This is a genomic window from Nocardia sp. NPDC055029 (genome assembly GCF_053608525.1).
In genome coordinates, this window is the sequence record NZ_JBSGVQ010000008.1 from 50273 (window position 1) to 76711 (window position 26439).

Below are 26439 nucleotides of genomic sequence, written 5' to 3' on the forward strand. Positions count from 1 at the left end.
GCTTACCGTTGAGGCGTGCTGGAACCGAATGGACCGCTGCCTCCGGAGATCTACTGGCGTCGCCGTGCACTCGCTATCGGCGTCATCGTCGTCGCGCTGGCGATCGTGATCTGGCTCGTCACCATGGTCGCGCGCGGCGGGGAATCGTCCGGGAATACCGCCGCGGCGACGACGACCACCTCCGAGCCGAGCACCAGCAGTGCCGCCGAGTCGAGCTCGACGACGGCGAGCAGCAGCTCGGCGACCGCCACGTCCAGTGCCGTGGCGACCAGTTCGGCGGTGACCAGTTCGGCGGCGGCCCAGCCGGCGGCCGCGCCGTGTGGCGATCAGTCGCTGGCGCTGAAGGTGACGGTCGGGCAGCCGACGTATCGGGTGGGGGATCAGCCCGCGTTCGGGACTGTCATCACGAATATCTCGTCGGCGCCCTGTTCGCGGGATCTGGGGCCGGGTCCGCAGTTCCTGGTGTACACGCTCGACGGGCAGCGACGGCTCTGGGCGAGCAACGACTGCAATCCCGACGGGCCACCCGATCAGAAGACGCTCGGGGCAGGCGAACAGCTCTCCTACAAGGGCACCTGGTTCGGGACCACCTCGCAGCCCCAATGCGCCGGGGAGCGATTGCCGGTGCCCGCAGGCGCCTACATGGTGGTGGCGCAGCTCGGCGCCATTCGCAGCGCGGCCGAGCCCTTCAACCTGGCTGTGTGATTGGAGCGCTGGCGCGCTCGAGGTCGGGACGGCCGCGACGGCCGACTGCGTCGGCCTGCCCTCCTCGAGGTCGGGCGTGCGGGGCCGGTTGGGAATGGTCGGCATTGTGCGGGTGCGCTGTAGGTCACATGTTCAAGTTGGGGCGGTTTGCAAGCTTCGCATGATCGATGCGCGCGTCAATGGTTGTTGGCACGGAAATGCCGAATTCCGGTGATATCGGCGGTTTGCCGGGGTTATTCCACGGGGACCGGGTCGCGGGGTGCGCGGGATTTGCGGAGTTCGGCCAGCCGCAGGGCCGAACGGAGGTCGCCGACCTCATGGATACGCATCGAACCGATCTTGGTTTTCTCCGAACCGGGCGGGACGAGGGCGGTGGTGAAGCCGAGGCGCTCGGCCTCGGCGAGCCGCCGGCCAAGGCCGGTGACCTTGCGGACTTCCCCTGCCAGGCCCACCTCGCCGAGGATCACCCAGCCCGCGGGCAGCGCGATATCGGCCTCGGCGGAGGCGATGGCCAGGGCGATGGCGAGGTCGGCGGTCGGCTCTACCAGGCGCATGCCGCCGACGGTCGCGGCATAGACGTCGTGCTTGCCGAGGAACACCCGGCCGCGGCTTTGCAGCACGGCCAGCACCATGGCCACCCGGTTGTAGTCCAGGCCGCTCACGGCACGGCGGGGCTGGGGGATCTCGGTCTTGACGGTCAGGCCCTGCACCTCGGCGACCAGCGGGCGTTTACCGTCCATCGCCACGGTGACCGCGGTGCCGGGGACGGTGTCGGTGCGGTGGTGCAGGAACAGCCCGGACGGGTCGTCGACACAGGCGATGCCGTCCTCGTGCAGTTCGAAACAGCCCACCTCGTCGGCACTGCCGAAGCGGTTCTTGATGCCGCGGATCATGCGCAGTGTGGAGTTCTTGTCGCCCTCGAATTGCAGCACCACGTCGACGAGATGCTCGAGCGTGCGCGGCCCGGCGACATTGCCGTCCTTGGTGACATGACCGACCAGCAGCACGGCGATCCCGCTGGCCTTGGCCAGCGAGGTCAGCGCCGCGGTCACCGCGCGCACCTGGGTGACGCCGCCGATCACGCCGTCCACCTCGGGCGCGAGCATCGTCTGCACGGAGTCGACCACCAGCAGCGTCGGCCGCACCTGTTCCACGTGCCCGAGCACGATCGACAGGTCCGATTCGGCGGCAAGGTACACCCGGTCGTGCACGGCGCCGGTGCGGTCGGCCCGCAGGCGCACCTGCCCCGCGGATTCCTCGGCCGTCACATACAGCGAGGTCTCGCTGCGCTGAGCCGCCCACCGGTGGGCGACCTCGAGCAACAGGGTCGACTTGCCGACGCCCGGCTCACCCGAGAGCAGCACCACCGAACCCGGCACGACACCGCCGCCGAGCACCCGATCCAGCTCGCTGACCCCCGTCGACCGCGCCTGGGTGACCTTGGCGTCGATCTGCGACAGCGGGGCGGCCGCCGTGGTCGGCAGCATCGCGCGCCGCCCCGGCGCCGCTGCGGACGCGGACGCGGCGGTCTCGTTCACCGTCCCCCAGGCGCCGCACTCGGGGCATTTCCCCACCCACTTGGACACCTCGTGCGAGCACGCGGTGCACCGGAAGACAGCTTTGGTCTTGGCCACACGCGCACCCTACGGATCGGCTCCGACAAAAAGAAAAGCCGCCGCGATCACCGCGACGGCTTCCCTGCTGCACCGAAAATCAGTGCCCGCCGCTGCCCTCGGGGGCGGGGCCGGACTTCTCGTTCTCGACGCGCTCGAACGCGGCGGCGTCGACCGGGACGGCCACCTGCACGGTGCCGCCGTCCTTGAAGTTGAAGGTGACGTTGTAGGTCAGACCCGGATCGATCTCCTTGGTCAGACCGGTGATCTCGATCGTGCCGGGCTTCGCCTCGGGATCGATGGACGGCTTGTCGCCCGCCGGAGCCGCCGTGGTGGTCGGCGCGCCGGTGGTGGTCGGGGCTGCCGTCGTGGTCGGGGCTGCCGTGGTGGTCGGCGCCGCGCCGTGGTGGTCGTCCGACTGGGCGGCGGCGACCTTGACCGGGCCCGCGACGACGGTCTGCTGCGGCTTCAGCACGAACTTGGCGTCGCCCGCCGGACCGGTGAGCTTGACCTGACCGAGGTCGGTGGTCACGCTGGTCAGCTCGTCGGTGACGGTTTCGCTGTTGTTGATGATCGACAGAGCGATCACCGCTTTGCCACCCTTGTCGTGCTCGGCGGCCGCCTCGGGGTACACGATGTGCACGTTGCGCAGCGAGATGTCGCCGACGTCGGCGTGGTTGCCGTTGATGGCGGCGGCCTGCGACGCCGTCTGGGCGTGCTGGCCGGCGCTGCAGCCGGTCAGGGCGATGCCCGCGGTAGCGGCGAGCGCGGCAACCGTCACCATGCGACGTCGCGCCGACGGGGCGGTCACAGCTTTCAGGGCAGTCACGGTTTGTCCTCCATGTCGACCGGGCTCACTCCGTCCACACAGGGGATCGGAGGGTAGTAACTAGGCAGCGTAGTAGTTCGCTCCGCGCGCGTGGCGTCCGGGCTCGCGACGCGCGGGCGCGGAAGTAACAGTTCGGTGTCCGGAGCGGGGTTGCCGGATCGATGCCGGCCGCGTGCGCCCCGATGACGGCTCGCTGTGCTGGTGGTTAACCCGTTCTGGCGCAACACAATGCACAACAATTCCGCGTTGTCAACCCCTACGATGGCCTCGTTGTGGCCCTGACCTGCACAGTTGATCGCGCCGTTATCGAGTCGCATGTTAAACTGTGAACATCGAAAGGGGCACGGGACACATGATTTTTAAGGTCGGAGACACCGTCGTTTACCCCCACCACGGAGCGGCGCTGATCGAAGCAATCGAGACCCGCACCATCAAGGGTGTGCAGAAAGAGTATCTGGTCCTGAAGGTCGCGCAAGGTGACCTGACCGTTCGGGTTCCCGCAGAGAACGCCGAATATGTCGGCGTCCGTGACGTCGTCGGCCAGGAGGGTCTCGACCGCGTCTTCCAGGTGCTGCGCGCGCCACACACGGAGGAGCCGACCAACTGGTCCCGCCGTTACAAGGCCAACCTCGAGAAGCTCGCCTCCGGCGATGTGAACAAGGTGGCCGAGGTCGTGCGTGACCTGTGGCGTCGTGAGCAGGATCGCGGCCTGTCCGCCGGTGAGAAGCGGATGCTGGCCAAGGCCCGTCAGATCCTCGTCGGTGAGCTCGCGCTCGCCGAGGGCACCGACGACGGCAAGGCCGAATCGCTGCTCGACGAGGTCCTCGCCGCGGCTTCCTAGAGTGCGACCTGTCGTAGCACTGGTCCCTGCCGCCGGTCGTGGCGTGCGCCTGGGTGAATCCACCCCGAAGGCGTTCGTCCCGGTCGGCGGCACACCTATGGTCCGGTTGGCGGTCGACGGGCTGATCGCGTCCGGTGCGGTGCACCGGGTCGTCGTGGTCGTGCCCGCCGACCTGGTCGATGCCGCGTCCGCTCTGCTGTCCACCACCTCACTGACCGGCGGTTCGATGCCCCCTGTGCCGGTGCAGGTCGTCGTTGGCGGCGCCGAGCGCACCGATTCGGTGCGCGCCGGGATCGCGGCCGCGCCCGATGCCGCGTTCTATCTCGTGCACGATGCCGCTCGCGCGCTCACTCCACCGGAGCTGATCGCGCGGGTGGCCGCCGAGCTGCAGGCGGGTAGTCCCGCCGTCGTCCCCGCCCTGCCGGTCGTCGACACCGTGAAAGCGGTCGACGACGCGGGCGTGGTGACCGGCACCCCCGATCGCGCCCACCTGCGCGCCATCCAGACTCCGCAGGGCTTCGCCGCCGACCTCCTGCGCGAGGCGTACGCCACCGAGGTCGGCGCGACCGACGACGCGGGCCTGGTCGAACGCCTCGGCGTCGCGGTGCGCACCGTCGCGGGCGACCCGCTCGCCTTCAAGATCACGACCCCGCTCGACCTGCGCCTGGCTGAATCGCTGTGCGCCGATCGAGTGTCCGCTGCGGGCGACCCTGCCGCCGGCGGGGACGACACCGTCGCCCGCGGAGCGGAGGCTGCGCGCCCGACTCCGGCCGTCGCGGAGCGTCCCGATCAGGCGGTCGTCCGATGAGAGTCGGAATCGGCAGCGACGTGCACCCCATCGAGCCCGGCCGCCCCTGCTGGATGGCGGGCCTGTTGTTTCCCGATGCCGACGGTTGCGCCGGGCACTCCGACGGTGACGTCGCCGCGCACGCCCTCTGCGACGCCCTGCTGTCCGCCGCCGGTCTCGGCGATGTCGGCGCTGTCTTCGGCGTCGGCCGCCCGGAATGGGCCGGTGTCACCGGCGCCGCCATGCTCACCGAGGTCCGCAGGCTGCTGGCCGAGGAGGGCTTCGAGGTTGTCAACGCGGCGGTGCAGGTCATCGGCAATCGTCCGAAGATTGGACCGCGCCGCGTCGAGGCGCAAAAAGTGCTCGGTGAGCTGCTCGACGCCCCGGTCTCGGTTTCCGGCACCACCACGGACGGTCTCGGGTTGACCGGCCGTGGCGAAGGCGTCGCGGCCATCGCCACCTGTCTGATCGCGGCGTGTTCGTAGCCCTCACGGGCCCCGAAAATTTCCTGCCGCACCACGCGTTCTCGCCGCTTCGTTCCGCCGTCGTAGTACCACGGCGAGCCACGAACCGGCCGGTCATCTCCACCACCATCCCACCGACTAGGATCGAATGCCGTGACCTTGCGCCTTTTTGACACCGACACGCGGACCCTGCGGGAATTCACCCCGCTGGTCCCCGGCCGTGCCTCGGTGTATCTGTGTGGGGCCACCGTGCAGGGTCAGCCCCATATCGGGCATGTGCGCAGCGGCGTCGCCTTCGACGTGCTGCGCCGCTGGCTGCTCGCGCACGACTACGACGTGTGGTTCATCCGCAATGTCACCGATATCGACGACAAGATCCTGAACAAGGCGGCCGAGGCGGGCAGGCCGTGGTGGGAGTGGGCCGCCACGCACGAGCGCGCCTTCGACTCCGCCTACGAGGTGCTCGGTGTGCTGCCGCCCTCGGCCGAACCACGCGCCACCGGCCACATCACCCAGATGGTCGGGCTGATGGAGCGGCTGATCGAGCGCGGGCACGCCTATGCCGCCGACGGCGACGTCTACTTCGACGTGCTGAGCTGGCCCAGCTACGGCGAGCTGTCCGGCCACAAACTCGACGACGTGCACCAGGGTGAGACCCCCACCCGCGGCAAGCGCGACCCCCGCGACTTCACGCTGTGGAAGGCCGCCAAGCCGGGTGAGCCGAGCTGGCCGTCACCGTGGGGCCCCGGCCGCCCCGGCTGGCACCTGGAATGCTCCGCGATGGCCGAGTTCTATCTCGGCCCCGAATTCGATATCCACTGCGGTGGAATGGATTTGATTTTCCCGCACCACGAGAACGAGATCGCTCAGTCCAAAGCGTCCGGCGACGGATTCGCGCGTTACTGGCTGCACAACGGCTGGGTGACGATGGGCGGGGAGAAGATGTCGAAGTCGCTCGGCAATGTGCTCTCGGTGCCGAATGTGCTCAGCCGGGTCCGCCCGGTCGAATTGCGTTTCTACTTGGGCAGCGCGCATTACCGTTCGATGCTCGAATATTCCGACAAAGCGCTCGACGACGCGGTCGCCTCGTATCAGCGCATCGAAGCATTCGTCCATCGCGTGCTCGACCGGGTCGGCGAGGTCCCGGTCGGTAAATGGACCGACGGATTCGCCGCCGCGCTCGACGACGATCTGGCGATCCCGAAGGCGCTGGCCGAAATTCACCATGTGGTGCACGAGGGCAATCGCGCGCTGGAGGCGGGCGCGGTCGAGACGGCCGCCGAGCTGGCTGGCCAGGTCCGCGCGATGCTCGGCATCCTCGGCGCCGACCCGCTCGACGCGCACTGGTACACCCCCGCCGACAACTCGGCGGCGCTCGACGCGCTCGATGTGCTGGTCCGCTCCGAGCTGGATCGCCGGGCGAGCGCGCGGGCGGAGAAGAACTGGGCAGAAGCCGATGCCGCACGGGATCGGCTTGTCGCAGCGGGTATCGAGGTCACCGATACCCCGCAGGGGCCGGAATGGTCGCTGGGCGCATCGAGCGGAAAGGCGAACTGATGGCAGGCAATTCACAGCGACGCGGAGCGATCAGGAAGGGCGGCACCAAGAAGGGTGCCGTCGTCGGCTCCGGCGGCAAGCGCCGCCGCGGTCTGGAGGGCAGGGGCGCGACCCCGCCCGCCACGGAGCGCACCAAGCATCCCGCCGCCAAGCGCGCCGCGGCCGCGGCGAAAGCCAAAGCGGCGCAGTCGCGTCCGTCCGGCAAGGCCGGTGTGCCGCGGGTCGGCCGCAAGTCCGACGACGGTCCCGAGCTGGTGCTCGGCCGCAACCCGGTGCTCGAATGCCTGCGCGCCGAGGTCCCCGCGACCGCGCTGTACGTGGCCGTCGGCACCGAGAACGACGACCGGCTCTCCGAGAGCGTGCAGCGCGCCGCCGACCTCGGCATCTCGATCCTGGAGGTGCCGCGCACCGATCTGGATCGGTTGAGCGCCAACGGTTTGCACCAGGGCGTCGCTCTGCAGGTGCCGCCGTACCGCTACGCCCACCCCGACGACCTGATGGACCGGGTGAAGACCTCCGGCGAGCCAGGACTGCTCGTCGCCCTGGACAACATCTCCGATCCGCGTAACCTCGGCGCGGTCATCCGCTCGGTGGCCGCGTTCGGCGGTCAGGGCGTGGTGATTCCGCAGCGTCGCAGTGCCAGCGTGACCGCGGTGGCGTGGCGCACCAGCGCGGGCGCCGCGGCCCGGCTGCCCGTCGCCAGGGCGACCAACCTGACCCGCACGCTCAAGGACTGGGCCGCGCAGGGCTTCCAGATCGTCGGCCTGGACGCCGGTGGCGACACCCCCCTCGACGAATTCGACGGCAGCATGCCGACGGTCGTCGTCGTCGGCTCCGAGGGCAAGGGCCTGTCGCGCCTGGTTCGGGAGAACTGCGACTCGATCCTGAGCATCCCGATGGCCGGTCCGGTCGAGTCGCTCAACGCCTCGGTCGCCGCCGGTGTTGTCCTCGCCGACATCGCGAGACAGCGCCGTCTGGGCTGACTCCGCGCGGTTTCCGGGCAAATCCGCTCTGTCACCGTAGAATTCGGTGCGTGGCGATACCCAACCAGCCGATCGGTGAGACGGTCGAGCACCCGCAGGCGAACCTGATCCTCGTGCTCGGGCTGCTCAGCCCGTTCTGCTGCGGGATCTTCGGGCCGGTCGCGTGGGTGCTCGGCAAGCGGGCGCTCAACGAGATCGACGCGTCCTACGGCGCGCTGTCCGGGCGCTCCCAGGTGACGATCGGGTACATCGCGGGCATCATCGGCACCATCCTGATGGTGCTGTTCGCGTTGCTGTACCTGGCGGGCTCCTGCAACGGTAATTTCTGAGCGTCAGTCCAGGCTGGGACGTTCCGCGGGAACGTCCCAGGCAGGCCATTCGGTGCTGACGCGGCCCGTCCACTTCGGCTGACGCCGTTCCTTGAACGCGGCCATCGCCTCACCGCCGTCGATGCTCTTGGCGACGTGGGTGTTGAGCTCGGTTTCGAGCTGCCCGACGACGGCAGGCGTCATGCCGAGGCTCTCCCACAGCAGCCGCTTGGTCAGCGCGACCGGCAGCGGCGCCGGCCCGTTGGCGATGTCGTTGGCGACCGACAGCGCGGTCGGCAGCACCTCGCCCGCCGGCAGGCTGGCATTGGCCAGACCCATCGACTTGGCCTCGTCGCCGTCGAAGGTGCGCCCGGTCAGCATGATGTCGGCGGCGTTGGCCAGTCCGGCCAGCCGCGGCACCGTCCAGTGCGCGTAGCCGTCGGCGAGCACGCCACGGCGCACCTGGCTGAGCCCGTAGACGGCGTCGTCGGCGAAGTACCGCAGATCGCATTGCAGCGCCAGCGCCAGCCCGATCCCGACCGCGTGGCCGTTGACGGCGGCGATCACCGGCTTGCGGACCTGCCACGGCGGCGGGTCGAGGGTGGCGCTCACCTCGCCGGCCCTGGCCGACAGATCGGCGCCCGCGCAGAAGGCGGGCGCGGTGCCGGTGATGACGATGGCGCGGATCGCGTCCTCGATGTCGCAGCGGTGCAGCGCGGCGCTCAGTTCGGCCGCCATCGTCGGGGTGACGGCGTTCTGCTGCGCGGGACGGTTGAGCGTGAGCACGGCGACCCCGGCAGAGACATCGACGAGCAGTTCCGAACTCATGGGATCGAATGGTACTAGCGGCCGGGCGCCAGCGGCCGGAGACGGTAGCTTGCGTAGCCGCGGAGGCTGCCGACCGGCCGCTGGATCGAACACGGATCTACTCGCGGAGCAAGTGCCGCCCGATGGCGTATTTGTGGACTTCGGTCGGGCCGTCGTAGAGGCGGAACGCGCGCATGTCCCGGAACAGCATCTCCACAACCGTCTCGTCGCTGATCCCGATCCCGCCGAGCACCTGCACACAACGGTCGGTGACCTTGAACAGCTCCTCGGAGACATAGGACTTGGCCATCGACGATTCGTGCCTGGCCTGCTGGCCCTGATCCATCAGCCAGCAGCTGTGCCAGATGGTCAGCCTGCACTGGTGCAGCGCCACCTCGTTGTCGGCGAGCATGAACGACACGCCCTCGTGTTCGCCGATCGGCTTGCCGAAGGCGGTGCGGGTGCGCGCGTAGTCGAGGGCGATGCTCTGGGCGCGTTCGGCCGCGCCGAGCCAGCGCATGCAGTGGGTGAGCCGGGCGGGCGCCAGTCGCAGCTGGGCGTAGCGCAGGGCCTGCCCGGTGCGGCCGAGCACGGCGGACTGCGGCAGCGTGAGGTTCTCGAACCGCACCACCGCGTGCCCGCCGACGTAGTTGCGGTCCATCGTGTTCATGATCCGCTCGATGACGATGCCCTCGGCGTCGCCGTCGGTGAGGAACAGCGTCGGCCCGGCGGGCAGGTGCGGGTTCTCGGCAAGGCGCGCCATGATGATCCAGGTCTTGGCCCCGTCGGCGCCGGTGATCAGCCACTTGCGCCCGTTGACGACGAAGTTCTCCCCGTCGAACACCGCCTCGGTGCTCAGCTGCCCGGGATCCGACCCGGCCCCGCCGGGTTCGGTCATCGCGAACACCGAGCGCTGCTCACTCCGGATCACCGGCATCAGGTACCGGTCGACCTGGTCGGGGTCGGCGATCTTGCCGAGCAGGAACATATTGCCCTCGTCGGGCGCTGCGCAGTTCATCGCGACCGGGCCGAGCGTCGACCAGCCCGCCGCCTCGTAGACGAGCGCCTGCTCGACATGGGACAGCCCGAGACCGCCGTATTCGACCGGCGCCTGCACCGTGAGGAGCTTCTCCGCCCGCGCCAGTTCGACGAGTTCGGCGCGCAGTTCGTCGGTCGGCCCGTGCGCGGTCAGGCGCGGATCGCGTTCGAACGGCACGATCTGCTCGGCGACGAAGGCGCGAACCCGATCCCGCAGCGCGGCCAGATCGTCCGGAACACTGAAGTCGATCATGCTGTGTATTTTGCGCGCGTGCGTGCGTGGGTCGCGGCTCTTTGGGCCTATCGCCGGCGTCGGCCCGGAATCGAGACGCGTGGCGCCCAGCCTGCCGACGCCATGGCAGGGTCAGCGCGCGCCGGCCAGCTGCCGGTTGCGGTGTCCGACGAACCGGCACACCAGGTAGATGGTGAACGAGATCCCGGTGACGAAGGTCGACACCGGCACACCCGGCGCCAGCGACAACAGCAACCCGCCCACCGCGGACACCTCGGCGAAGATCACCGACAACACCGTCGCCCGCAACGGACTCGCGGTCAGCTGCGCGGCAGCGGCCGCCGGGGTGATCAGCAGCGCGAGCACCAGCAGCGCGCCGACGATCTGCACGCCGAACGCGGCGGTGATGCCGAGCAGCACCGCGAACACCACCGACAGCGCCCGCACCGGCACCCCGCGCGCGATCGCGACCTCGGGATCGGAGCTGGCGAACAGCAGCGGCCGGTAGACAACGGCCAGCACCGCGAGCACGGCCGCGGCGCAGGTGACCAGCAGTGCCAGCCCGTCGTAGCCGACGCTGGCGACCTGCCCGGTCAGCAGCGAGAACTTCGACCCGGCCCGGTCGGGCGCGAGCCACAGGAACAGCACCGACAGGCCGAGCCCGAACGAGAGCACCACCGCGATCACCGAATCACGCTCGCGCGCACGGGAGCCCAGCCAGCCGAACAGCACGGCCGCGACCACCGACCCGGCGATCGCGCCGATCCCGACCCCGACACCGGCCAGCAGCGCCGCCGACGCGCCGGTCAGCGAGAGCTCGCTGGTGCCGTGCACGGCGAACGACATCTGCCTGCTGACGATCAGTGGCCCGATCAGTCCGGCGAGCAGACCGAGCAGCGCGCTCGCCAGCAGCGCCTGCTGCACGAAGTCGTAGGTGAGCAGGTCGGCGGTGGTGCCGACGTCGAACATCTGATGCAGGACCTTGGTGAGCTTGTCCATCAGGCGGTACCACCGAGGGCGTCCATGTCGTCGCCGGTCCCGACGACGACCAGCCGGTCGCGCACCCGCAGGACCTCGACCTCGGTGCCGTAGAGCTCCGAGAGCGTCGCCGAGGTCATCACCTCGTCGGGTGCGCCGATCCGGAACTCGCCGTCGACGAGGTAGAGCACCCGGTCGACCAGCGGCAGGATCGGGTTGATCTCGTGGGTGACGAACAGGACCGCCGTGTCGTGCTCGCGGCGGCGCTTGTCGACGAGTTCGGCGACCAGCCGCTGATTGGCCAGGTCAAGGCTCAGCAGCGGCTCGTCGCACAGCAGCACCGACGGATCGCCGACGAGCGCCTGCGCGACCCGCAGCCGCTGCTGTTCACCACCGGAGAGCGTCTCGAGCGGCGCATGCGCGAAACTCTGCGCCCCGACCGCGGCGACGGCGGCCTCGACCTTGCGCGCCCGTTCACCGCGGCCACGCCAGCCAAGTCCCCAGCGATGCCCGTCGACACCGAGCCCGACGAGATCGACCCCGCGCAACTGCACACCGGCGTCGATGGTCTTCTGCTGCGGGACATAGCCGATGCCGGGATTGCCGACATCGGCCCGCTTGCCCGCGACCTCCGCGGTGCCCGCCGTCAGGCCGAGCTTGCCGAGCAGCACTCGCAGCAGCGAGGTCTTGCCGGAACCGTTGGGACCGAGGACGGCGATGAATTCCCCCGGCGCCACATCGAGGTCGAGGTCGCGCCAGAGGGTGCGCCCGCCGAAGGACAGGGTGGCCCCGCGCAGCCGGATGGCCGCGGTGGCGGACACCGCCGGTGCCGTGACGGTCAGCGCTGCTTCCTCGGTCGTGGACATGTCAGGGCCTCAGCGCAACGCCGCCGCGAGCGCCTTGGCGTTCGCGGTCTGCCACTGGACGTAATCCATTCCGGCAGGCAAGGTCTCGGTGACCTCGACCACGGCGATGCCCGCGGTCTGCGCGGTGGCGCGCAGGTCCTGGGTGATCTTGTCCTCGGTCTGGCTGTTGTAGATCAGCGCCTTGACCTGCTTGCCGGTGATCAGGTCGCGGGTGGCGGCGACGGCGGCCGGGGCCGGGTCGGTCTCCTGCTCGATCGCTTCCTGGAACTCGTGCGGGGTCTTGTCCTGCGCGGTCGCGGCCACCAGCAGGTAGTGCGCGAGCGGCTCGGACTGGGCGACCGGCGCGTTCGGATGCTGGGTGGCGATGGTCCCGGTGATGGTGCTGACGCCGATCAGCTGGTTCTTGAAGGTGGTCGCCCGCTCGGTATAGGCGGCGGCGTTGGCGCTGTCGAGCTCGCCGAGCTGGGCGGCGATCCGGTCGGCGACCGCGGCGACGGTGCTGACGTCGTACCAGACATGCTCGTTCTCGTCGCTCTTGTCGGCCCGCTGCTCGAACGCCTCGACAGTCCGCTTGTCCTTGCCGGAGATCGCCTTCTCGATGAACTCGTCGTAGTGCCCGCCGTTGAACACGACCAGATCGGCATCGCTGATCTTGGCGGTATCGGTGGCCGAGGTCTCGAACGAGTGCGGGTCGGCGGCGGGATCGCTGATGATCGAGGTGACCTGGACATCGGGCCCGGCGACAGCGGTCGCGATGGAGCCCCACACATTCGTGGAGGCCACGATCGACAGGCCATCGGAGTCCTTCGCGCCGTCGCCACAGGCGGTGAGCACGACCGCGGCCGCCACTCCCGCCGTGAGACCTGCACACACGCGGGCGAATCGACTGTTCACGCAGTACTCCTGGCCGTGCTCGATCAGGCAGGCTGTGCCCTAGATCATAATGGAAACCGTTACCGTTTTACTTTAGCAGGAACGAGTACCCGGTACGAACCACACCGAAAAGCCGGGCTCGAGTTCGAGCCCGGCTTGTCGTCAAACCGTCAGACCAGTACGTCGGCGGGTTGGCTCAGCAGCTGGGCGCAGCGCAGCAGGCCCAGGTGGCTGTAGGCCTGGGGATGGTTGCCCAGTGAGCGTTCGGCGACGGGGTCGTACTCCTCGCTCAGCAGGCCGGTCGGCCCCGCGGCCGCGACCAGCTGGGCGAACAGTGCCTCGGCGTCCGAGCGCCTGCCGATGAGCAGGTACGCCTCGACCAGCCACGCGGCGCACAGGTGGAACCCGCCCTCGCCGCCGGGCAGGCCGTCGTCGTGGTGGTAGCGGTAGACCGTCGCGCCGCTGCGCAATTCGGCCTCGGTCGCGATGACCGTCGCGGCGAATCGCGGGTCGGCCGGATCGATCAGCCCGCTCAGCCCGATGTGCAGGGTCGCGGCGTCGAGATCGGTGCCGTCGTAGGCGGCGGTGTAGGACTGCACTTCGTCGTTCCAGCCCTTGGCCTTCACCTCGTCGGCGATGGTGTCGCGCAGCAGCGCCCACTCGGGATCGGCCGGGCGGTCGAAGCGCTCGGCCAGGGTCAGCGCGCGATCGATCGTCAGCCAGCCCATCACCTTGGAGTACACGTGGTGACGCGGGTTGCCGCGGATCTCCCAGATGCCGTGGTCGGGCTCGGTCCAGCGCCGCTGCACCGCCGACACCATCGCGTGCACCAGCTCCCAGTCGGGGTCGGGCAGTGCCCTGGCCGGCTCGATGATGCCCTGGCGTTCCCGCTCGTGCGCCATCGACGTGATCAGGTCGACGATCGGCCCGAACACGTCGAGCTGCACCTGCATGTTCGCCGCGTTGCCGACGCGCACCGGCCGCGAGCCCGCGTAACCGGGCAGCAGGTCGATGACGGCTTCCGGCGGCAGCGTCTCGCCGTAGATCGTGTACAGCGGGTGCAGCCGCTCGGGGCCGGGGAGGGTGTCGAGGACCCGGTGCGTCCAGCCGAGGAACTCCTCGGCCTCGGTCAGCGAGCCCAGCGTCACCAGCGCCTGCGCGGTCAGCGACGCGTCGCGCAGCCAGCAGTACCGGTAGTCCCAGTTGCGCACGCCGCCGATGTCCTCTGGCAGCGAGGTCGTTGCCGCGGCCAGGATCGAGCCGGACGGGCGGTGCACGAGCCCGCGCAGGGTCAGCGCGGAGCGCTTCATCAGATCCGGCTTGAGCGGCGGCAGCTGGAGCCCGGCCGCCCACTGCGACCAGTACTGCTCGGCCAGCTGGCGGCGCTGGTGTTCCGGCGTCATCGACGGCGCGAGGTCTGCGGTGCCGCAGCGCAATTCGAGCACAACCGGTGCGCCGGACGGGTCGACCACCGCGCGCGCCTGCTCGTTGGTGCCGTCGGAGAGGATCTCCCACTGCACGCCGGGCGAGCGCAGCACCATCGGATCGTTGGTGCCGCTGACCCGCAGCCCGCTCGGCACGGATTCGATGCGCACCGGCACCTGGCCGAATTCCGGCCGCGGCGCGAAGGTGACGACGGCCTTCGCGTCACCGGTGATCACGCGGGTCAGGTCGGTGCGGTCGGGGGCGACGTCGTGCGGCAGGTAGTCGGTGACTTGCAAACTGGCCCAGCGGGTTTGGACGGTCATCGTGCCGTCCACGTACCGCTGCGACAGCGGCAGTCCCGCCCGCTCCGGCGCCACGGTGAAATGCCCGGCGTTGGCGCCGCCGAGCAGGTGCGCGAACACCGCCGCCGAATCCGGTTCGGGATGGCAGAACCAGGTGACCGTCGCGTCGGGGGTGAGCAGCGCGACCGAGCGCGGGCTCGCCAGCATGGACAGTCGCTCGATGCGCGGCGCGCTGGCGCCGGCCAGCCAGGTGCGGCGTTCCTCCACCAGGAAGGCCAGCGCCCGCGCCACGTCCTCGGTCGAATCGACCCGCAGCTTGGCCAGGCTCTCGCCGTCGCCGACCTTGATCCCGACATCGGGGCCGGACAGCACCCGGAAGGCCTTCTCGTCGGTGACGTCGTCGCCGAAGAACACGGCGGCCGACGAGCTCTCCTGGTGCCGGATGGTGTCGAGCGCGGTGCCCTTGTCGGTGGGGATCACGGCGAGCTCGATCACCGCCTTGCCCTCGGTCACCTGCACGCCGACCCAGCAGGCCGGGCCCTGACGCACGGAATTCAGTGCGCGCCTGCCGATCTCGGGGCTGGCGTTGCGCACGTGCAACGCGGCGCTCGCCGGTTTCATCTCGACGGCGACGCCGGGGTTCTCGGCGGCGATCTGGGCGAATGCGGAGTTGATCTCCGTCAGTAGCTGTTTGGCGTCGTTGTCGATCGCGTGCACGAAGCCGACGTCGAACTCCGAGCCGTGACTGCCGATCAGTTGCACCTCGACCGGCAGGCGCGACAGCGCCGCCAGATCACGTAGTGCCCGACCGGAAATCACCGCCGCCGTCGTGTTCGCCAACCCCGCCAGCGCGCGTAAGGCGCTCACCGATTCCCGTTGGGGAAACGCTTTGGCGGGGTCGGACACGATCGGGGCGATAGTCCCGTCGTAGTCCGAGGCAACCAAGAGCCGTGGCACGCGCGCAACCGACGCCAGTGCACGGCGGACTTCCAAGGGCAGATCCTGTGCGCTCACGCATCCAACCTAGTGATGGGAGGAGTTGATCAGGGGGCGCGAAAAACAATACTGCGTCAATTTTGCCGCGCTGGCGGCGCGGCGGGTTGTGCGCTCGGGTGTCGGCCGGTGACTCGCGACCATGTCGCTAATTCCGGGCCTTTCGCCCATCTGGGCATGCCCTGTTCGCCGAGCTCAGCATGCCCGCGGGCCCGATGGCGACGCCCGCGTGGCTGGTAGATGCATGGTTCCGCATATGCGACGTCGGCTATGCATCTTCCAAGGGGAAGACGCACAGCCGACGCGTGTCAACAGCTGTAGGGGATTTGTCGTCTATCCGCGATCGCCCAGCAACAGGTCGACGGTGAGCTCGAGTCGTTCCGTGACGTCGGTCGCCGACGCGCGCCGGGTGAGCCACGCGACCAGGTTCGACAGCCACACATCGGAGATGACCCTGGCGATGGCGAGCTGACGCTCGTCGGGCTCGCCGTCGCTCATCGCGCGGGCGAAGACGCGGTCCATCACCTTGCCGACGCGATCGACCTCGGCCGCGGCGGAGGCGTCGGCGAACATGAACGCGCGCGTCATGGCCTCGGTGAGCAGCGGGTCGCGCTGCATCATCCGGGTGATCTGGGTCAGCAGGCCGTGCATGCGCTCGGAAGGGCCGTCGCCGGGTAGCGGCCTGCGCTTGCCTTCGAACTGCTCGAATTCCCTGGCCAGCGCCGAGACGAGCAGGTGCACCTTGGACGGGAAGTAGCGGTACAGGGTGCCGACGGCGACATCGGCCCGCTCGGCGACCGCGCGCATCTGGACGGCGTCGTAGCCGCCCTTGGAAGCCAGCGACAGGGTGGCGTCGAGGATCCGCTTGCGGCGCTCCCGCTGAGCGTTGGAGCTCAGTTCGTCCTCCGACAGTGTCGTCACGGTGGGCGTGGGGGCCGGACTGTCCATCGTGGAAACCCTTTCACTGCGTGCGCCTGAAATGTCGGACCAGTGTAGGTCTCTTGACTTACACCCGGCCCGGATATTAGAACATGTTCTAGGAGTGGGAGCCACGCCGGAAGGGCGGTTTTTCTTGTGACCATCGCCACCACTGACGAGCATAAAGCCGCCGCGGAGTCGCTGCGGGGCTGGGCGAGTTCGGTCGCGCCGATTGCAACAATGCGGGCCGGCGGTGCCGGAAGCTGGCACCAGTACTGGCCCGCGCTGACCGAGTTCGGCCTCTTCGAGGTCGCGCTCGACGAGGAGCACGGCGGCTTGGGCGGCACCGTGGCCGACCTGGCCGTGCTGCTGGAACAGACCGCCGACGACCTGGTCGGCGGTCCGGTGCTGGCCACCGCGCTGGCCGGGCTGATCACCCAGGGCGCGGTGACCGGCGGTGCGCCGTGCGGTGTCGCCGTGCCGGGCGAGCGGCCGACCGCGACAGCGGTGGGTTCGGACGCCGACGGCTGGACCGTCACCGGCGCCTGGGAGTACGTCTACGGCGCCGACAAGGACACTCAGGTCCTGGTGCCGGCGAGCACGCCGGACGGCACGCGCTGGTTGCTGCTCTCGCCCACTGTGGTGACGATCACGCCGCTGCCGAACGCCGACCACACCGTGCCGCTGGCCAGGGTGGAGGCCGCCGGGGTCGCGGTGTCGTCGAGCTTCGCGCCCGAGGTCGACGTCACCGACCTGTTCGTCGCCCTCGCGGCGGCCGAGCTGGCGGGCATCGCGGGCTGGTGCCTGCGCACCGCGGTCGACTACGCCAAGGTCCGTGAGCAGTTCGGCAAGCCGATCGGCGGGTTCCAGGCGATCAAGCACATCTGCGCCTGGATGCTGTGCCGCACCGAGCTGATCCGTGCCGTCGCCGCCGACGCGGCCGCCGCCATCGATGAGGGCGGCGCCGAACTGCCGATCGCCGCCGCCGTCGCCGCGGCCGCCGCGCTCGACGCCGCGGTCGACACCGCCAAGGACGCCATCCAGGTGCTCGGTGGCATCGGCTTCACCTGGGAACACGACGCGCACTTCTACCTGCGCCGGGCCAGCTCGCTGCGCCAGCTGCTCGGTGGAACGGCGCGCTGGCGGGCCAGGGTCGCCGAACTCACCAGGGCCGGGCAGCGCCGCACCACCGGCGCCGAGCGCGTCCTCGGTGACGCCGCGGGCGATTCCGCGCTGACCGCCGAGATCGCCGCCATCGCCGCGCTGGCGCCCGCCGAGCAGCAGCGCGCGCTGGTCGAGGGCGGCTTCGTGATGCCGCACTGGCCGAAACCGTATGGGCGCGAAGCCGATCCGATGACCTGCCTGCAGATCGCCGAACAGCTGCGCCGCGCCGACCTGGAGACCCCCGACCTGGCCGTCGCGGGCTGGGCGGTGCCGACCCTGCTGCGCTTCGGCACGCCGGAGCAGATCGAGCGCTTCGTCTGGCCGACCCTGCACGGCGAGGTGACCTGGTGCCAGCTGTTCAGCGAACCGGGCGCAGGCTCGGACCTCGCGGCCCTGCGCACCACGGCCGAGAAGGTCGACGGCGGCTGGGTGCTGCGCGGCCAGAAGGTGTGGACGTCGCTGGGGACGATCGCGAACTGGGGCATCTGCCTGGCTCGCACCGATCCCGCCGCGGCCAAGCACCGCGGGATCAGCTACTTCCTCGTCGACATGCGCGCCGCGGGCGTGCAGGTACGCCCGCTGGTCACGATCACCGGTGAGGAACGCTTCAGCGAGGTCTTCCTCGACGACGTCTTCGTCCCCGACGACGGCCTGGTCGGCGCGCTCAACAACGGCTGGAAGATCGCGCGCACCACCCTGTCGGCCGAGCGGGTCGCCATGGGCGGCGGCGGAATCGGCGGCGCGCTGGAGGCGCTGCTCGACCGTTTCCCGGTCGGCGGATGGGGAACTGAACTGCGTGAGGACCGCTTCGGCGACCTGATCACCTCCTCGATCGCGGGCTCCTTGCTGGAGCAGCGGATCGCGGTGGCGACCATGGCCGGAGTCGACGCGGGCGCCCAAGCCAGCGTCCGCAAACTCGTCGGTGTCCGGCACCGGCAGGACCTGGCGGAGTACGCCCTGGAGCTTTCTGAACAAGAAGGCTCCCTGGAAAACGAAGCCCTGAAAGAATTCTTGCTCACACGCTGTCTCTCCATCGCGGGCGGTACCGAGCAGATCCTGTTGACCGTGGCCGCCGAACGGATTCTCGGCCTGCCGCGCGATGCGGACAGTTAGCTCGATGAGGGAGGACGCCGTGGACTTCACCCGCGACGAAAGCGCCGACGCCGTAGCCGAGGTGGTCGTGAGCCTGCTCGAACGTGAGCAGGCCCGAGATATGGAATTGTGGCCGAGCCTGATCGACTCCGGCCTGCTCGCGGTCGCCGTGCCCGAGCAGTTCGGCGGCGACGGCATGGGCCTGCTGGAGGTGTCGGCTCTGCTCATGGAGCTGGCCACCGACGCGGTGGCGGTGCCCGCGCTGCCGACCTTCGGGTTCGGCGTGCTGCCGCTGCTGCCCTCGCTGTCGGAGGAGCTCGCCGGGCGCGTGGTCGCCGAGGTCGGCAAGGGCACCGTGCTCACCGCCGCGCTCAGCGAGCCGGGTGCGCCGTTCACGACCGCGCCGAGCACCAAGGCGGTCCGCGACGGTGACACCGTGCGGATCACCGGCCGCAAGGTCGGCGTGATCTACGCCGAGCAGGCGCGCTGGATCCTGGTGCCCACCGACGCGGGTGTCGCGCTGGTGGAATCGGTCGCGCCGGGGCTCCGGATCATCCCGGTCGCCGGTTCGGCGGGCATCCCGGAGGCGACGCTGGTCCTCGACGAGGTCGAGATCCCGGCCGATCAGCTGCTGCCCGCCGAGGTGCTGCCCCGGCTGCACCGGCACGCGCTGGCCACCATCGGCGCGGTCGCCGACGGCCTGCTCAAGGGCGCGCTCACGCTGACCGCCGAGCACGTGCGCACGCGTGAGCAGTTCGGCAGGCCGCTGGCCGAGTTCCAGGCCGTGGCCCAGCAGATCGCCGACCTGTACGTGGTCTCGCGGACACTGCACGTGGCCGCCGAATCGGCGTGCTGGGCACTGGCCCAGGACGATTCGTCGCCCGAGCATCAGAGCCGTGTCGACGAGGACCTCGAGGTGCTCGCCTACTGGGCGGCCGCCGAAGTTCCGCGCGCCATGCAGAAATGTCATCACCTGCACGGTGGACTGGGCGTGGATATCACCCACCCGATGCACCGCTACTACTCACAGGCCAAAGACCTCGCCCGTCTGCTCGGCGGCGCGGGCCTGCGCCTCGACCTTCTGGGAGCAAGATGTTCATCGATCTGACCGCCGAGCAGCGGCGGTTGCGCGAAGAATTGCGTTCCTATTTCGCCGATCTCGTCACTCCGGAGGAACACGCCGAGATGGCGGTCAACCGGCACGGCGACGCCTACCGCGAGGTGGTGCGCCGGATGGGCCGCGACGGCTGGCTCGGCGTCGGCTGGCCGAAGGAATTCGGCGGCCAGGGCTTCGGCCCGATGGAACAGCAGATCTTCTTCAACGAGGCGGTGCGCGCCGATGTGCCGCTGCCGCTGGTGACGCTGCTGACCGTCGGCCCGACGCTGCAGAAGTACGGCACCGACGCGCAGAAGCAGAAGTTCCTGCCCGGAATCCTGTCCGGTGACATCCATTTCGCGATCGGCTACTCCGAACCCGAAGCGGGCACCGACCTCGCCGCGCTGCGCACCACCGCGGTGCGCGACGACAGCGGCGACTGGATCGTCAACGGCCAGAAGATCTTCACCACCGGCGCGCACGAGGCCGACTACGTCTGGCTGGCCTGCCGCACCGGTTCGGTGGAGTCGCGGCACCGCGGCATCACCATCCTGATCGTCGACACCAAGGACCCCGGCTACTCCTGGACCCCGATCATCACCTGCGACGGGGCCCACCACACCAACGCCACCTACTTCGACGACGTGCGGGTGCCTGCGGAGATGCTGGTCGGCGAGGAGAACCGCGGCTGGCGCCTGATCACCACCCAGCTCAACCACGAGCGGGTCAGCCTCGGCCCGTCGGGCAAGATCGAGCAGCTCTACGACCGCCTGCACGACTGGTCGGCGCAGCACCAGCTGCTCGGTGAGCCCGAGGTGCGCCGCGCGCTGGGCCGGGTACGCACCATGGTGCGGCTCAACGAGTTGCTGAACTGGCAGGTCGCCGCCGCCGACCCGGCCGCCGCGCAGAACACCGTGATCGCCGACGCCTCGGCCACCAAGATCTTCTCCACCGAATCGCTACAGGAAGCGGGCCGGGTGGTCGAGGAGATCGTCGGCCGCTACGGCGATCCCGCCGAGCCCGGCACCGCCGAACTGCTCGGCTGGCTGGACCGGCGCACCAAGCAGAACCTCGTCGTCACCTTCGGCGGCGGCGTCAACGAGATCATGCGCGAACTGGTCGCCTCCGCCGGCCTGGAACTGCCGCGCGTCCCCCGATGAGCAAGGAGCAGGGCGTGCAGGAAGCACTGTCGAAACTGGCCGCGGCGGGCGAGTCCGCGCCGCGGGCCGGGCGCGACCCGGTGAACCAGCCGATGATCAACAACTGGGTCGAGGCGATCGGCGACACCAACCCGATCTACGTCGACGAGGCCGCCGCCAAGGCCGCCGGTCACCCCGGCATCGTCGCCCCGCCCGCCATGGCCCAGGTGTGGACGATGAACGGTCTGCACGGCGTGCGCACCGCCGACGACCCGCTCGGCCTGGCCACGCAGCTGCTCGACGACGCGGGCTTCACCTCCGTCGTCGGCACCAACTGCGAGCAGACCTACCACCGCTACCTGCGGCCGGGGGAGGAGGTGACCGTCTCCAGCCGGCTCTCGGAGTTCAAGGGCCCCAAGCGCACCGGGCTCGGCGACGGCTGGTTCCTCACCTTCACCACCACCTGGTCGGTCGGTGACGAGGTGGTCACCGAAATGCTGTTCCGCATCCTGAAATTCGTGCCCGCCGCGAAGGAAGCGCCCGAGGCATCCGATATCGCCCTCGCGCCCGCCGACCGCGTCGGCCCGGTCATCTCCAAGGACACCGAATTCTTCTGGGCCGGTACCGAAATCGGTGAGCTGCGCATCCAGCGGCTGCCCGACGGTTCGCTGCGGCATCCACCGATCCCCGCCCTGTGGCAGGACAAAGCCGAGACCACCGATTACGTGGTCGCCGCGGGCACCGGCACGGTGTTCAGCTTCGTCGTGCACCACGCGCCGAAGGTGCCCGGCCGTGAGTTGCCGTTCGTCGTCGCCCTCGTCGAGCTCGACGAAGGGGTGCGCATGCTCGGTGAGCTGCGCGGCATCGATCCGGCCGAGGTCGCTGTCGGCGTGCCCGTCCGGGTCGCCTTCGAAAAGCTCGCCGACGGAACCGTTCTGCCCTACTGGGAGGCCGCGCAGTGACCGCCACGACCGAACCCACCGCCGTCGCGGTGGGCGACACGCTACCCGCGCTGGTGATCCACGCCGATCCCACCTTCGTGATCAGTACGGCCTTGGCCACCAGGGACTTCCAGGACGTACACCACGACCGCGACAAGGCGGTCGAGCGCGGTTCCAGCGACATCTTCGTCAATATCCTCACCGACACCGGCCTGGTGCAGCGCTTCGTCACCGACTGGGCGGGGCCGCGCGCGCTGGTGAAGTCCATCGCCCTGCGCCTCGGTGTGCCGCTGTATGCCGGTGACACGCTGACCCTTTCGGGCACGGTCACCGACGTGTCCGGCGCGCTGGTCACGCTCGATGTGCGCGGTCGCGACAGCCTCGGCGAGCACATCACGGCCACCGCGGTGATCGCCCTTCCTTCTTTGGAGAACTCATGACGGGCCTGTCCGGGCAAGCCGCGATCGTCGGCATCGGCGCCACCGATTTCTCGAAGGACTCCGGCCGCAGCGAATTGCGTTTGGCCGCGGAGGCCGTCAGCGCCGCGCTGGCCGACGCGGGCCTCACCCCCGCCGACGTCGACGGCCTGACCACCTTCACGATGGACACCAATACCCAGGCCGCCGTGGCCAGGGCGGTCGGCATCCCGAGCCTGAAGTTCTTCAGCCACATCGGTTATGGCGGTGGCGCCGCCTGCGCGACCGTGCAGCAGGCCGCCATGGCGGTGGCCACCGGCGTCGCCGACGTGGTGGTCGCCTACCGCGCGTTCAACGAGCGCTCCGGTGCCAGGTTCGGGCAGTTCTCGCCCGCGCTGGCGGCCGCGCCGACGTCATCGGGCATCGACGCGGGCTGGGCCTACCCGCAGGGTCTCGGCACGCCCGCCGCGCAGGTCGCCATGGTCGCGCGCCGGTACATGCACGTCACCGGCGCGACAAGTGCCGACTTCGGCGCCGTCGCGGTGGCCGACCGCAAGCACGCCGCGGTGAACCCGAACGCCTTCTTCTACGGCAAGCCGATCACCCTGGAACAGCACCAGGATTCACGCTGGATCGCCGAACCGCTGCACCTGCTCGACTGCTGCCAGGAGTCCGACGGCGGCGTCGCCATCGTGGTCACCAGCGCCGAACGCGCCCGCGATCTCCCGCAGCGCCCCGCGATCATCGCGGCCGCCGCCCAGGGCAGCGGCGCCGACCAGTACGTGATGACCAGCTACTACCGCGACGCCATGACCGGCCTGCCGGAAATGGGCCTCGTCGGTGACCAGCTGTGGGCCCAGAGCGGCCTGACCGCCGCCGACATGCAGGCCGCGATCCTCTACGACCACTTCACCCCGTTCGTGCTCATGCAGCTCGAGGAGCTGGGTTTCTGTGGTCGTGGCGAGGCCAAGGACTTCATCGCCGACGGCGCCATCGAGATCGGCGGCAGGCTCCCGCTCAACACCCACGGCGGCCAGCTGGGCGAGGCCTACATCCACGGCATGAACGGCATCGCCGAAGCCGTCCGCCAGATCCGCGGCACCTCGGTCAACCAGGTCGACGAGCTCGAACGCATCCTCGTCACCGCCGGTACCGGCGTCCCCACCTCGGGCCTGGTGCTCACCGCCTGAACCGGCTACCAGCTGCGGTGCACGGCGCCTTTGGGGCCGGTCACCAGGCTCGCCGCGGGCACGTCGTCGGCCACGACGGCGCCCGCGGCGATCACGGCGTCGCGTCCGATGCGCACCCCGGGCAGAATCGTCGCGCCCGCGCCGATCCACACGTTCTCCGCGACGTCGATCGGCCCGCCCGTGAGGTACTTGCGCCGCTCCCCTGGGTCGACCGGATGGCTCATGGTGATCAGCGTGGCCTTCGGGCCGATCATCACGCCCCGGCCCAGCCGGATGCCCGCGTAGTCGAGGAACGTGCACCCCTGGTTGACGAACACCCGTTCCGCCAGCTCCAGATTCAGCCCGTGATCGGTGTAGAAGGGTGGGTAGATGGTGACGCCCGCCGGAAGCGGTCGGCCGAGGATCTGCTCGAAGAGCGCGGCCTTCGCCGTCTCGTCCTCGAAGGGCGTGATGTTGAGGCGGGAGGTCAGTGCGGTCACCGCAAGCACCCGCTCGTGCATCGCGGTGAACTCGGCGCCGAGCACCCGTTCGCCACGGGCCAGTCGTTCGGGATCGTGGATCAGCATGAGGTTCTCGCTCGGCATCCACCGATTCTCACCCACCCCGGGCACGCCGGTTTCGTAGGCTCTGCACGGTGATCGCACGCCACCTGGTCGATGTCCACATCCTGCTGATCCGCGACGATCGGATCCTGCTGAGCCTGCGCCGTAGCGGCGACAAGTACGACAACCGCTGGCATCTGCCCTCCGGCAAGCTCGAAGCGGGCGAGTCCGCAGCGGTGGGCGCGGTTCGCGAAGCCATGGAGGAGATCGGGGTCGAGCTGGAGCCCGCCGCTCTTCGGCTCGTCCACGTCGCCCATGTGACCGCCCCTGGGCGCGATTCACGGCTCGGCCTGTTCTTTCGCGCCGAGCGCTGGCGGGGTGAGCCTTTCAATAGGGAACCCGACAAATGCTATGCGCTGCAATGGTTTCCACTGAGTGATCTCCCCGCCGATCTGATCGAATATTCGGCGCTCGGAATTGCCGCGCTCAATTCCGCGGTGCCCTATTCGGAAATGGGCTGGGAATAGTCACAACTCGCGTTCGCCAGAAACTGTGAGAGTGGACGGGCGAGCTGCTCGACGGTCGCGGGCTGATCCGCGCGCGGACCGGCGAAGCGGTCGAAGACCAGCCCCTCCAGCAGGGCGAGGAAGTCTCCTGCCGCGCCGGCGGGGTCGGCGGCGCCGAGTGCGGTGAACAGCTCGGTGGCCCGCTCCAGGGAGAACAAACTGCCCGCCAGGCGGGCGTGCAGGTCGGGGTCGGAGAGCACCTCGATGATCAGGGCGTGCCGGGCGATCAGCTCGTTGCGGCGATGTTTCAGCAGGTGAGCGAGCCAGGCTGCGATGTCGCGGGCAATATCGGCCGTCGGATCGTGCTGTGCGGCGGGGAAGTCGTGCGTGATGTCGGCCGTGCGTTCCGGCGGTCCGGTGGTGACGCCGGGCGTGACGTCGGTCGCGGGGCCCGGCTGTCTGGCGGCGATGGTGAGCGCGACATCAGTCGTGTGTCCGCGCTGTGCTGCGGCGAAGTCGGCGCGGGAGCGGGCGGTGATGCCGTCGGCGACCGCCTCGATCAGGGCGTGCCTGGTGCGGAAGTAGTAGGACGTCGAGCCCGCCGGCAGCTCGAGCCGGGTATCGACCGCACGGTGGGTGAGCGCGCGGATGCCGCGGGTCGCGATGAGATCGATTGCGCCGGCCACGATCTGGCCGCGCCGTTCTGTGGACATCGTCACCTTCTCTGGTCTGCTGCCGCCTCAGCCTCTACAACTGTAGAGGACGAGGAGGTTGCGATGAATTCCGGCACGGTGGTTCTGGACCCAGCCCAGGTGGCGGCGGCCGACGCGCTCGCCGCCCTGCTCGACCGGCACGCCCGCCCACGCAAGCGGCACCGGGGCATCTACCTGCACGGCAGGCCCGGACGCGGCAAGACGATGGTGATGGACCGCTTCTTCGCGAGCGTCGGTTCCGACCACAAGCGCCGGTTCCATTTCCACAGTTTCTTCGCCGCCCTGCACACGGCGGCCCATGAGCTCGGCTCGATCGAACGGGCCGTCGCAGCCCTGCTGGCCGACGCCGACCTGGTGTGCTTCGACGAGTTCCACGTCAACGACATCGGCGACGCCATGCTCGTGGCCCGCCTGCTCGACACCCTGTTCGCCCAGCACCGCACGCTGGTGGTCACCTCGAACTACGCGCCCCGCGACCTGCTGCCGAACCCGCTGTTCCACGACCGTTTCGTGCCGGCCATCGAGCGCATCCTGGCCAACCTCGACGTCGTCACCCTCGACGGTCCACTGGACTACCGGACCGTCGGCACCCGCCGCGACAGCGGTTTCGTCTCGGGCCGCTACCTCCTCGAGCCGTCCGACATCGATGCCGGACACCGGTCCGGCAACGACGTCGGCACAGCGCACCAGACCGGCATCGAGGTGGAGGATGGGACCGGCGTCGACCTGTCTGTCGGGAACGGTCGCACCGTGCGGGCACACGCCGTCGACGGCGACGCGGTGACCTTCGATTTCGAGCAACTGTGCGGCGCACCGACCAGCGCGGCCGACTACCTCGCCCTGACCAGCCGATTCCACCGCTGGACCCTGCGCGCGGTGCCGCCCCTGCGCGAGGTGCCACCGGACTGGACCATGCGTCTGGTGAACCTCGTCGATGTCCTCTACGACGCCGACTTACCTTGCACGATCCACGCTCCCGAACTGGTAACCGAGCTGACCGCGGGTGTTCCCGCGATCCCCGACCTGGCCCGGACCGCGAGCAGGCTCGGTGAGTTGCCCCTGGTCGACGCCGCGATGGTTCGCACCGCGTAACAAGCCACGGAATTCGGGGGGACAATAAA

Annotated in this window: 25 protein-coding genes and 1 pseudogene; 15 read left to right on the plus strand and 11 right to left on the minus strand. The window is 69.6% G+C overall.

The window, feature by feature from the left end; all coding sequences use genetic code 11:
• Window positions 1–15 precede the first annotated feature (15 nt).
• Complete coding sequence (locus ACWF9G_RS10035; protein ID WP_379311099.1) at window positions 16–705, plus strand: hypothetical protein; 690 nt, start codon at window positions 16–18, stop codon at window positions 703–705.
• Between the two features lie 233 nt (window positions 706–938).
• Here the strand turns inward: ACWF9G_RS10035 and radA are convergent, their stop codons facing one another.
• On the minus strand, window positions 939–2339 hold the full coding sequence (radA, locus tag ACWF9G_RS10040; RefSeq protein WP_379077442.1) for a DNA repair protein RadA: 1401 nt from the start codon (window positions 2337–2339) through the stop codon (window positions 939–941).
• 79 nt (window positions 2340–2418) lie between these two features.
• The gene (locus ACWF9G_RS10045) at window positions 2419–3147 is read right to left on the minus strand and encodes a hypothetical protein (RefSeq protein ID WP_452514785.1); all 729 of its coding nucleotides are present in this window, start codon (window positions 3145–3147) and stop codon (window positions 2419–2421) included.
• A 352-nt stretch (window positions 3148–3499) separates the two neighbouring features.
• Here ACWF9G_RS10045 and carD point away from each other — a divergent pair, with 352 nt between their 5' ends.
• From carD to ACWF9G_RS10075, 6 genes and pseudogenes are all read left to right on the plus strand, one after another.
• Window positions 3500–3988 carry an RNA polymerase-binding transcription factor CarD gene (carD, locus tag ACWF9G_RS10050; RefSeq protein WP_019044685.1) on the plus strand — a complete coding sequence of 163 codons (489 nt, stop codon included), beginning with the start codon at window positions 3500–3502 and terminating at the stop codon, window positions 3986–3988.
• Between the two features lies 1 nt (window position 3989).
• Window positions 3990–4667 (plus strand): annotated as a pseudogene (gene ispD / locus ACWF9G_RS10055) (2-C-methyl-D-erythritol 4-phosphate cytidylyltransferase); the annotation flags it as partial.
• 125 nt (window positions 4668–4792) lie between these two features.
• Window positions 4793–5260 (plus strand): 2-C-methyl-D-erythritol 2,4-cyclodiphosphate synthase, encoded by a 468-nt coding sequence (gene ispF, locus ACWF9G_RS10060; protein ID WP_379309722.1) that lies wholly within the window; start codon window positions 4793–4795, stop codon window positions 5258–5260.
• A 132-nt stretch (window positions 5261–5392) separates the two neighbouring features.
• A complete protein-coding gene (gene cysS, locus ACWF9G_RS10065; protein ID WP_379309723.1) occupies window positions 5393–6796 on the plus strand; it encodes a cysteine--tRNA ligase in 1404 nt (467 codons plus the stop codon).
• A complete protein-coding gene (rlmB, locus tag ACWF9G_RS10070; protein WP_379309724.1) occupies window positions 6796–7779 on the plus strand; it encodes a 23S rRNA (guanosine(2251)-2'-O)-methyltransferase RlmB in 984 nt (327 codons plus the stop codon). The genes cysS and rlmB overlap by 1 nt, the downstream gene beginning before the upstream one ends.
• Before the next feature lie 50 nt (window positions 7780–7829).
• On the plus strand, window positions 7830–8108 hold the full coding sequence (locus ACWF9G_RS10075) for a DUF4190 domain-containing protein (protein WP_378846185.1): 279 nt from the start codon (window positions 7830–7832) through the stop codon (window positions 8106–8108).
• A 3-nt stretch (window positions 8109–8111) separates the two neighbouring features.
• Here ACWF9G_RS10075 and ACWF9G_RS10080 read toward each other — a convergent pair whose 3' ends face one another.
• The 7 genes from ACWF9G_RS10080 to kstR form a co-directional block, all read right to left on the minus strand.
• Window positions 8112–8915, minus strand: a complete 804-nt coding sequence (locus tag ACWF9G_RS10080) for an enoyl-CoA hydratase/isomerase family protein (RefSeq protein ID WP_452514786.1) — start codon at window positions 8913–8915, stop codon at window positions 8112–8114.
• Window positions 8916–9012: 97 nt separating this feature from the next.
• A complete protein-coding gene (locus ACWF9G_RS10085) occupies window positions 9013–10185 on the minus strand; it encodes an acyl-CoA dehydrogenase family protein (RefSeq protein ID WP_452514787.1) in 1173 nt (390 codons plus the stop codon).
• A 111-nt stretch (window positions 10186–10296) separates the two neighbouring features.
• Complete coding sequence (locus ACWF9G_RS10090; RefSeq protein ID WP_452514860.1) at window positions 10297–11166, minus strand: metal ABC transporter permease; 870 nt, start codon at window positions 11164–11166, stop codon at window positions 10297–10299.
• On the minus strand, window positions 11163–12008 hold the full coding sequence (locus ACWF9G_RS10095; protein WP_452514788.1) for a metal ABC transporter ATP-binding protein: 846 nt from the start codon (window positions 12006–12008) through the stop codon (window positions 11163–11165). Before ACWF9G_RS10095 ends, ACWF9G_RS10090 begins: the two co-directional genes overlap by 4 nt.
• A gap of 9 nt (window positions 12009–12017) precedes the next feature.
• Entirely contained in the window at window positions 12018–12902 is an 885-nt protein-coding gene (locus tag ACWF9G_RS10100) for a metal ABC transporter solute-binding protein, Zn/Mn family (protein ID WP_379309729.1), read from the minus strand.
• Between the two features lie 149 nt (window positions 12903–13051).
• Complete coding sequence (otsB, locus tag ACWF9G_RS10105; RefSeq protein WP_379309732.1) at window positions 13052–15622, minus strand: trehalose-phosphatase; 2571 nt, start codon at window positions 15620–15622, stop codon at window positions 13052–13054.
• A 312-nt stretch (window positions 15623–15934) separates the two neighbouring features.
• Window positions 15935–16549 carry a cholesterol catabolism transcriptional regulator KstR gene (gene kstR, locus ACWF9G_RS10110; protein ID WP_218720591.1) on the minus strand — a complete coding sequence of 205 codons (615 nt, stop codon included), beginning with the start codon at window positions 16547–16549 and terminating at the stop codon, window positions 15935–15937.
• Window positions 16550–16675: 126 nt separating this feature from the next.
• On the opposite strand from kstR, the gene ACWF9G_RS10115 reads away from it, so the two are divergent.
• The 6 genes from ACWF9G_RS10115 to ACWF9G_RS10140 are packed head-to-tail and all read left to right on the plus strand — an operon-like array spanning window position 16676 to window position 23557.
• Entirely contained in the window at window positions 16676–18796 is a 2121-nt protein-coding gene (locus tag ACWF9G_RS10115; protein WP_452514789.1) for an acyl-CoA dehydrogenase family protein, read from the plus strand.
• Between the two features lie 4 nt (window positions 18797–18800).
• Complete coding sequence (locus ACWF9G_RS10120; RefSeq protein WP_452514790.1) at window positions 18801–19883, plus strand: acyl-CoA dehydrogenase family protein; 1083 nt, start codon at window positions 18801–18803, stop codon at window positions 19881–19883.
• Entirely contained in the window at window positions 19868–21031 is a 1164-nt protein-coding gene (locus ACWF9G_RS10125) for an acyl-CoA dehydrogenase family protein (protein ID WP_379309735.1), read from the plus strand. Before ACWF9G_RS10120 ends, ACWF9G_RS10125 begins: the two co-directional genes overlap by 16 nt.
• Window positions 21028–21972: a bifunctional MaoC family dehydratase N-terminal/OB-fold nucleic acid binding domain-containing protein gene (locus ACWF9G_RS10130; protein WP_379309737.1), complete on the plus strand. Its 945-nt coding sequence runs from the start codon at window positions 21028–21030 to the stop codon at window positions 21970–21972. The genes ACWF9G_RS10125 and ACWF9G_RS10130 overlap by 4 nt, the downstream gene beginning before the upstream one ends.
• A complete protein-coding gene (locus tag ACWF9G_RS10135; RefSeq protein ID WP_452514791.1) occupies window positions 21969–22391 on the plus strand; it encodes a MaoC family dehydratase in 423 nt (140 codons plus the stop codon). Before ACWF9G_RS10130 ends, ACWF9G_RS10135 begins: the two co-directional genes overlap by 4 nt.
• The gene (locus ACWF9G_RS10140; RefSeq protein ID WP_189029764.1) at window positions 22388–23557 is read left to right on the plus strand and encodes a lipid-transfer protein; all 1170 of its coding nucleotides are present in this window, start codon (window positions 22388–22390) and stop codon (window positions 23555–23557) included. The genes ACWF9G_RS10135 and ACWF9G_RS10140 overlap by 4 nt, the downstream gene beginning before the upstream one ends.
• A 5-nt stretch (window positions 23558–23562) precedes the next feature.
• Here ACWF9G_RS10140 and ACWF9G_RS10145 read toward each other — a convergent pair whose 3' ends face one another.
• Entirely contained in the window at window positions 23563–24141 is a 579-nt protein-coding gene (locus ACWF9G_RS10145) for a DapH/DapD/GlmU-related protein (protein WP_452514792.1), read from the minus strand.
• Window positions 24142–24191: 50 nt separating this feature from the next.
• On the opposite strand from ACWF9G_RS10145, the gene ACWF9G_RS10150 reads away from it, so the two are divergent.
• Complete coding sequence (locus ACWF9G_RS10150; protein ID WP_452514793.1) at window positions 24192–24626, plus strand: NUDIX hydrolase; 435 nt, start codon at window positions 24192–24194, stop codon at window positions 24624–24626.
• On the opposite strand, the gene ACWF9G_RS10155 is transcribed toward ACWF9G_RS10150, so the two are convergent.
• Window positions 24602–25318, minus strand: a complete 717-nt coding sequence (locus ACWF9G_RS10155; RefSeq protein WP_452514794.1) for a TetR/AcrR family transcriptional regulator — start codon at window positions 25316–25318, stop codon at window positions 24602–24604. The genes ACWF9G_RS10150 and ACWF9G_RS10155 overlap by 25 nt on opposite strands.
• 63 nt (window positions 25319–25381) lie before the next feature.
• On the opposite strand from ACWF9G_RS10155, the gene zapE reads away from it, so the two are divergent.
• Window positions 25382–26410 (plus strand): cell division protein ZapE, encoded by a 1029-nt coding sequence (gene zapE / locus ACWF9G_RS10160; protein WP_452514795.1) that lies wholly within the window; start codon window positions 25382–25384, stop codon window positions 26408–26410.
• Window positions 26411–26439 lie beyond the last annotated feature (29 nt).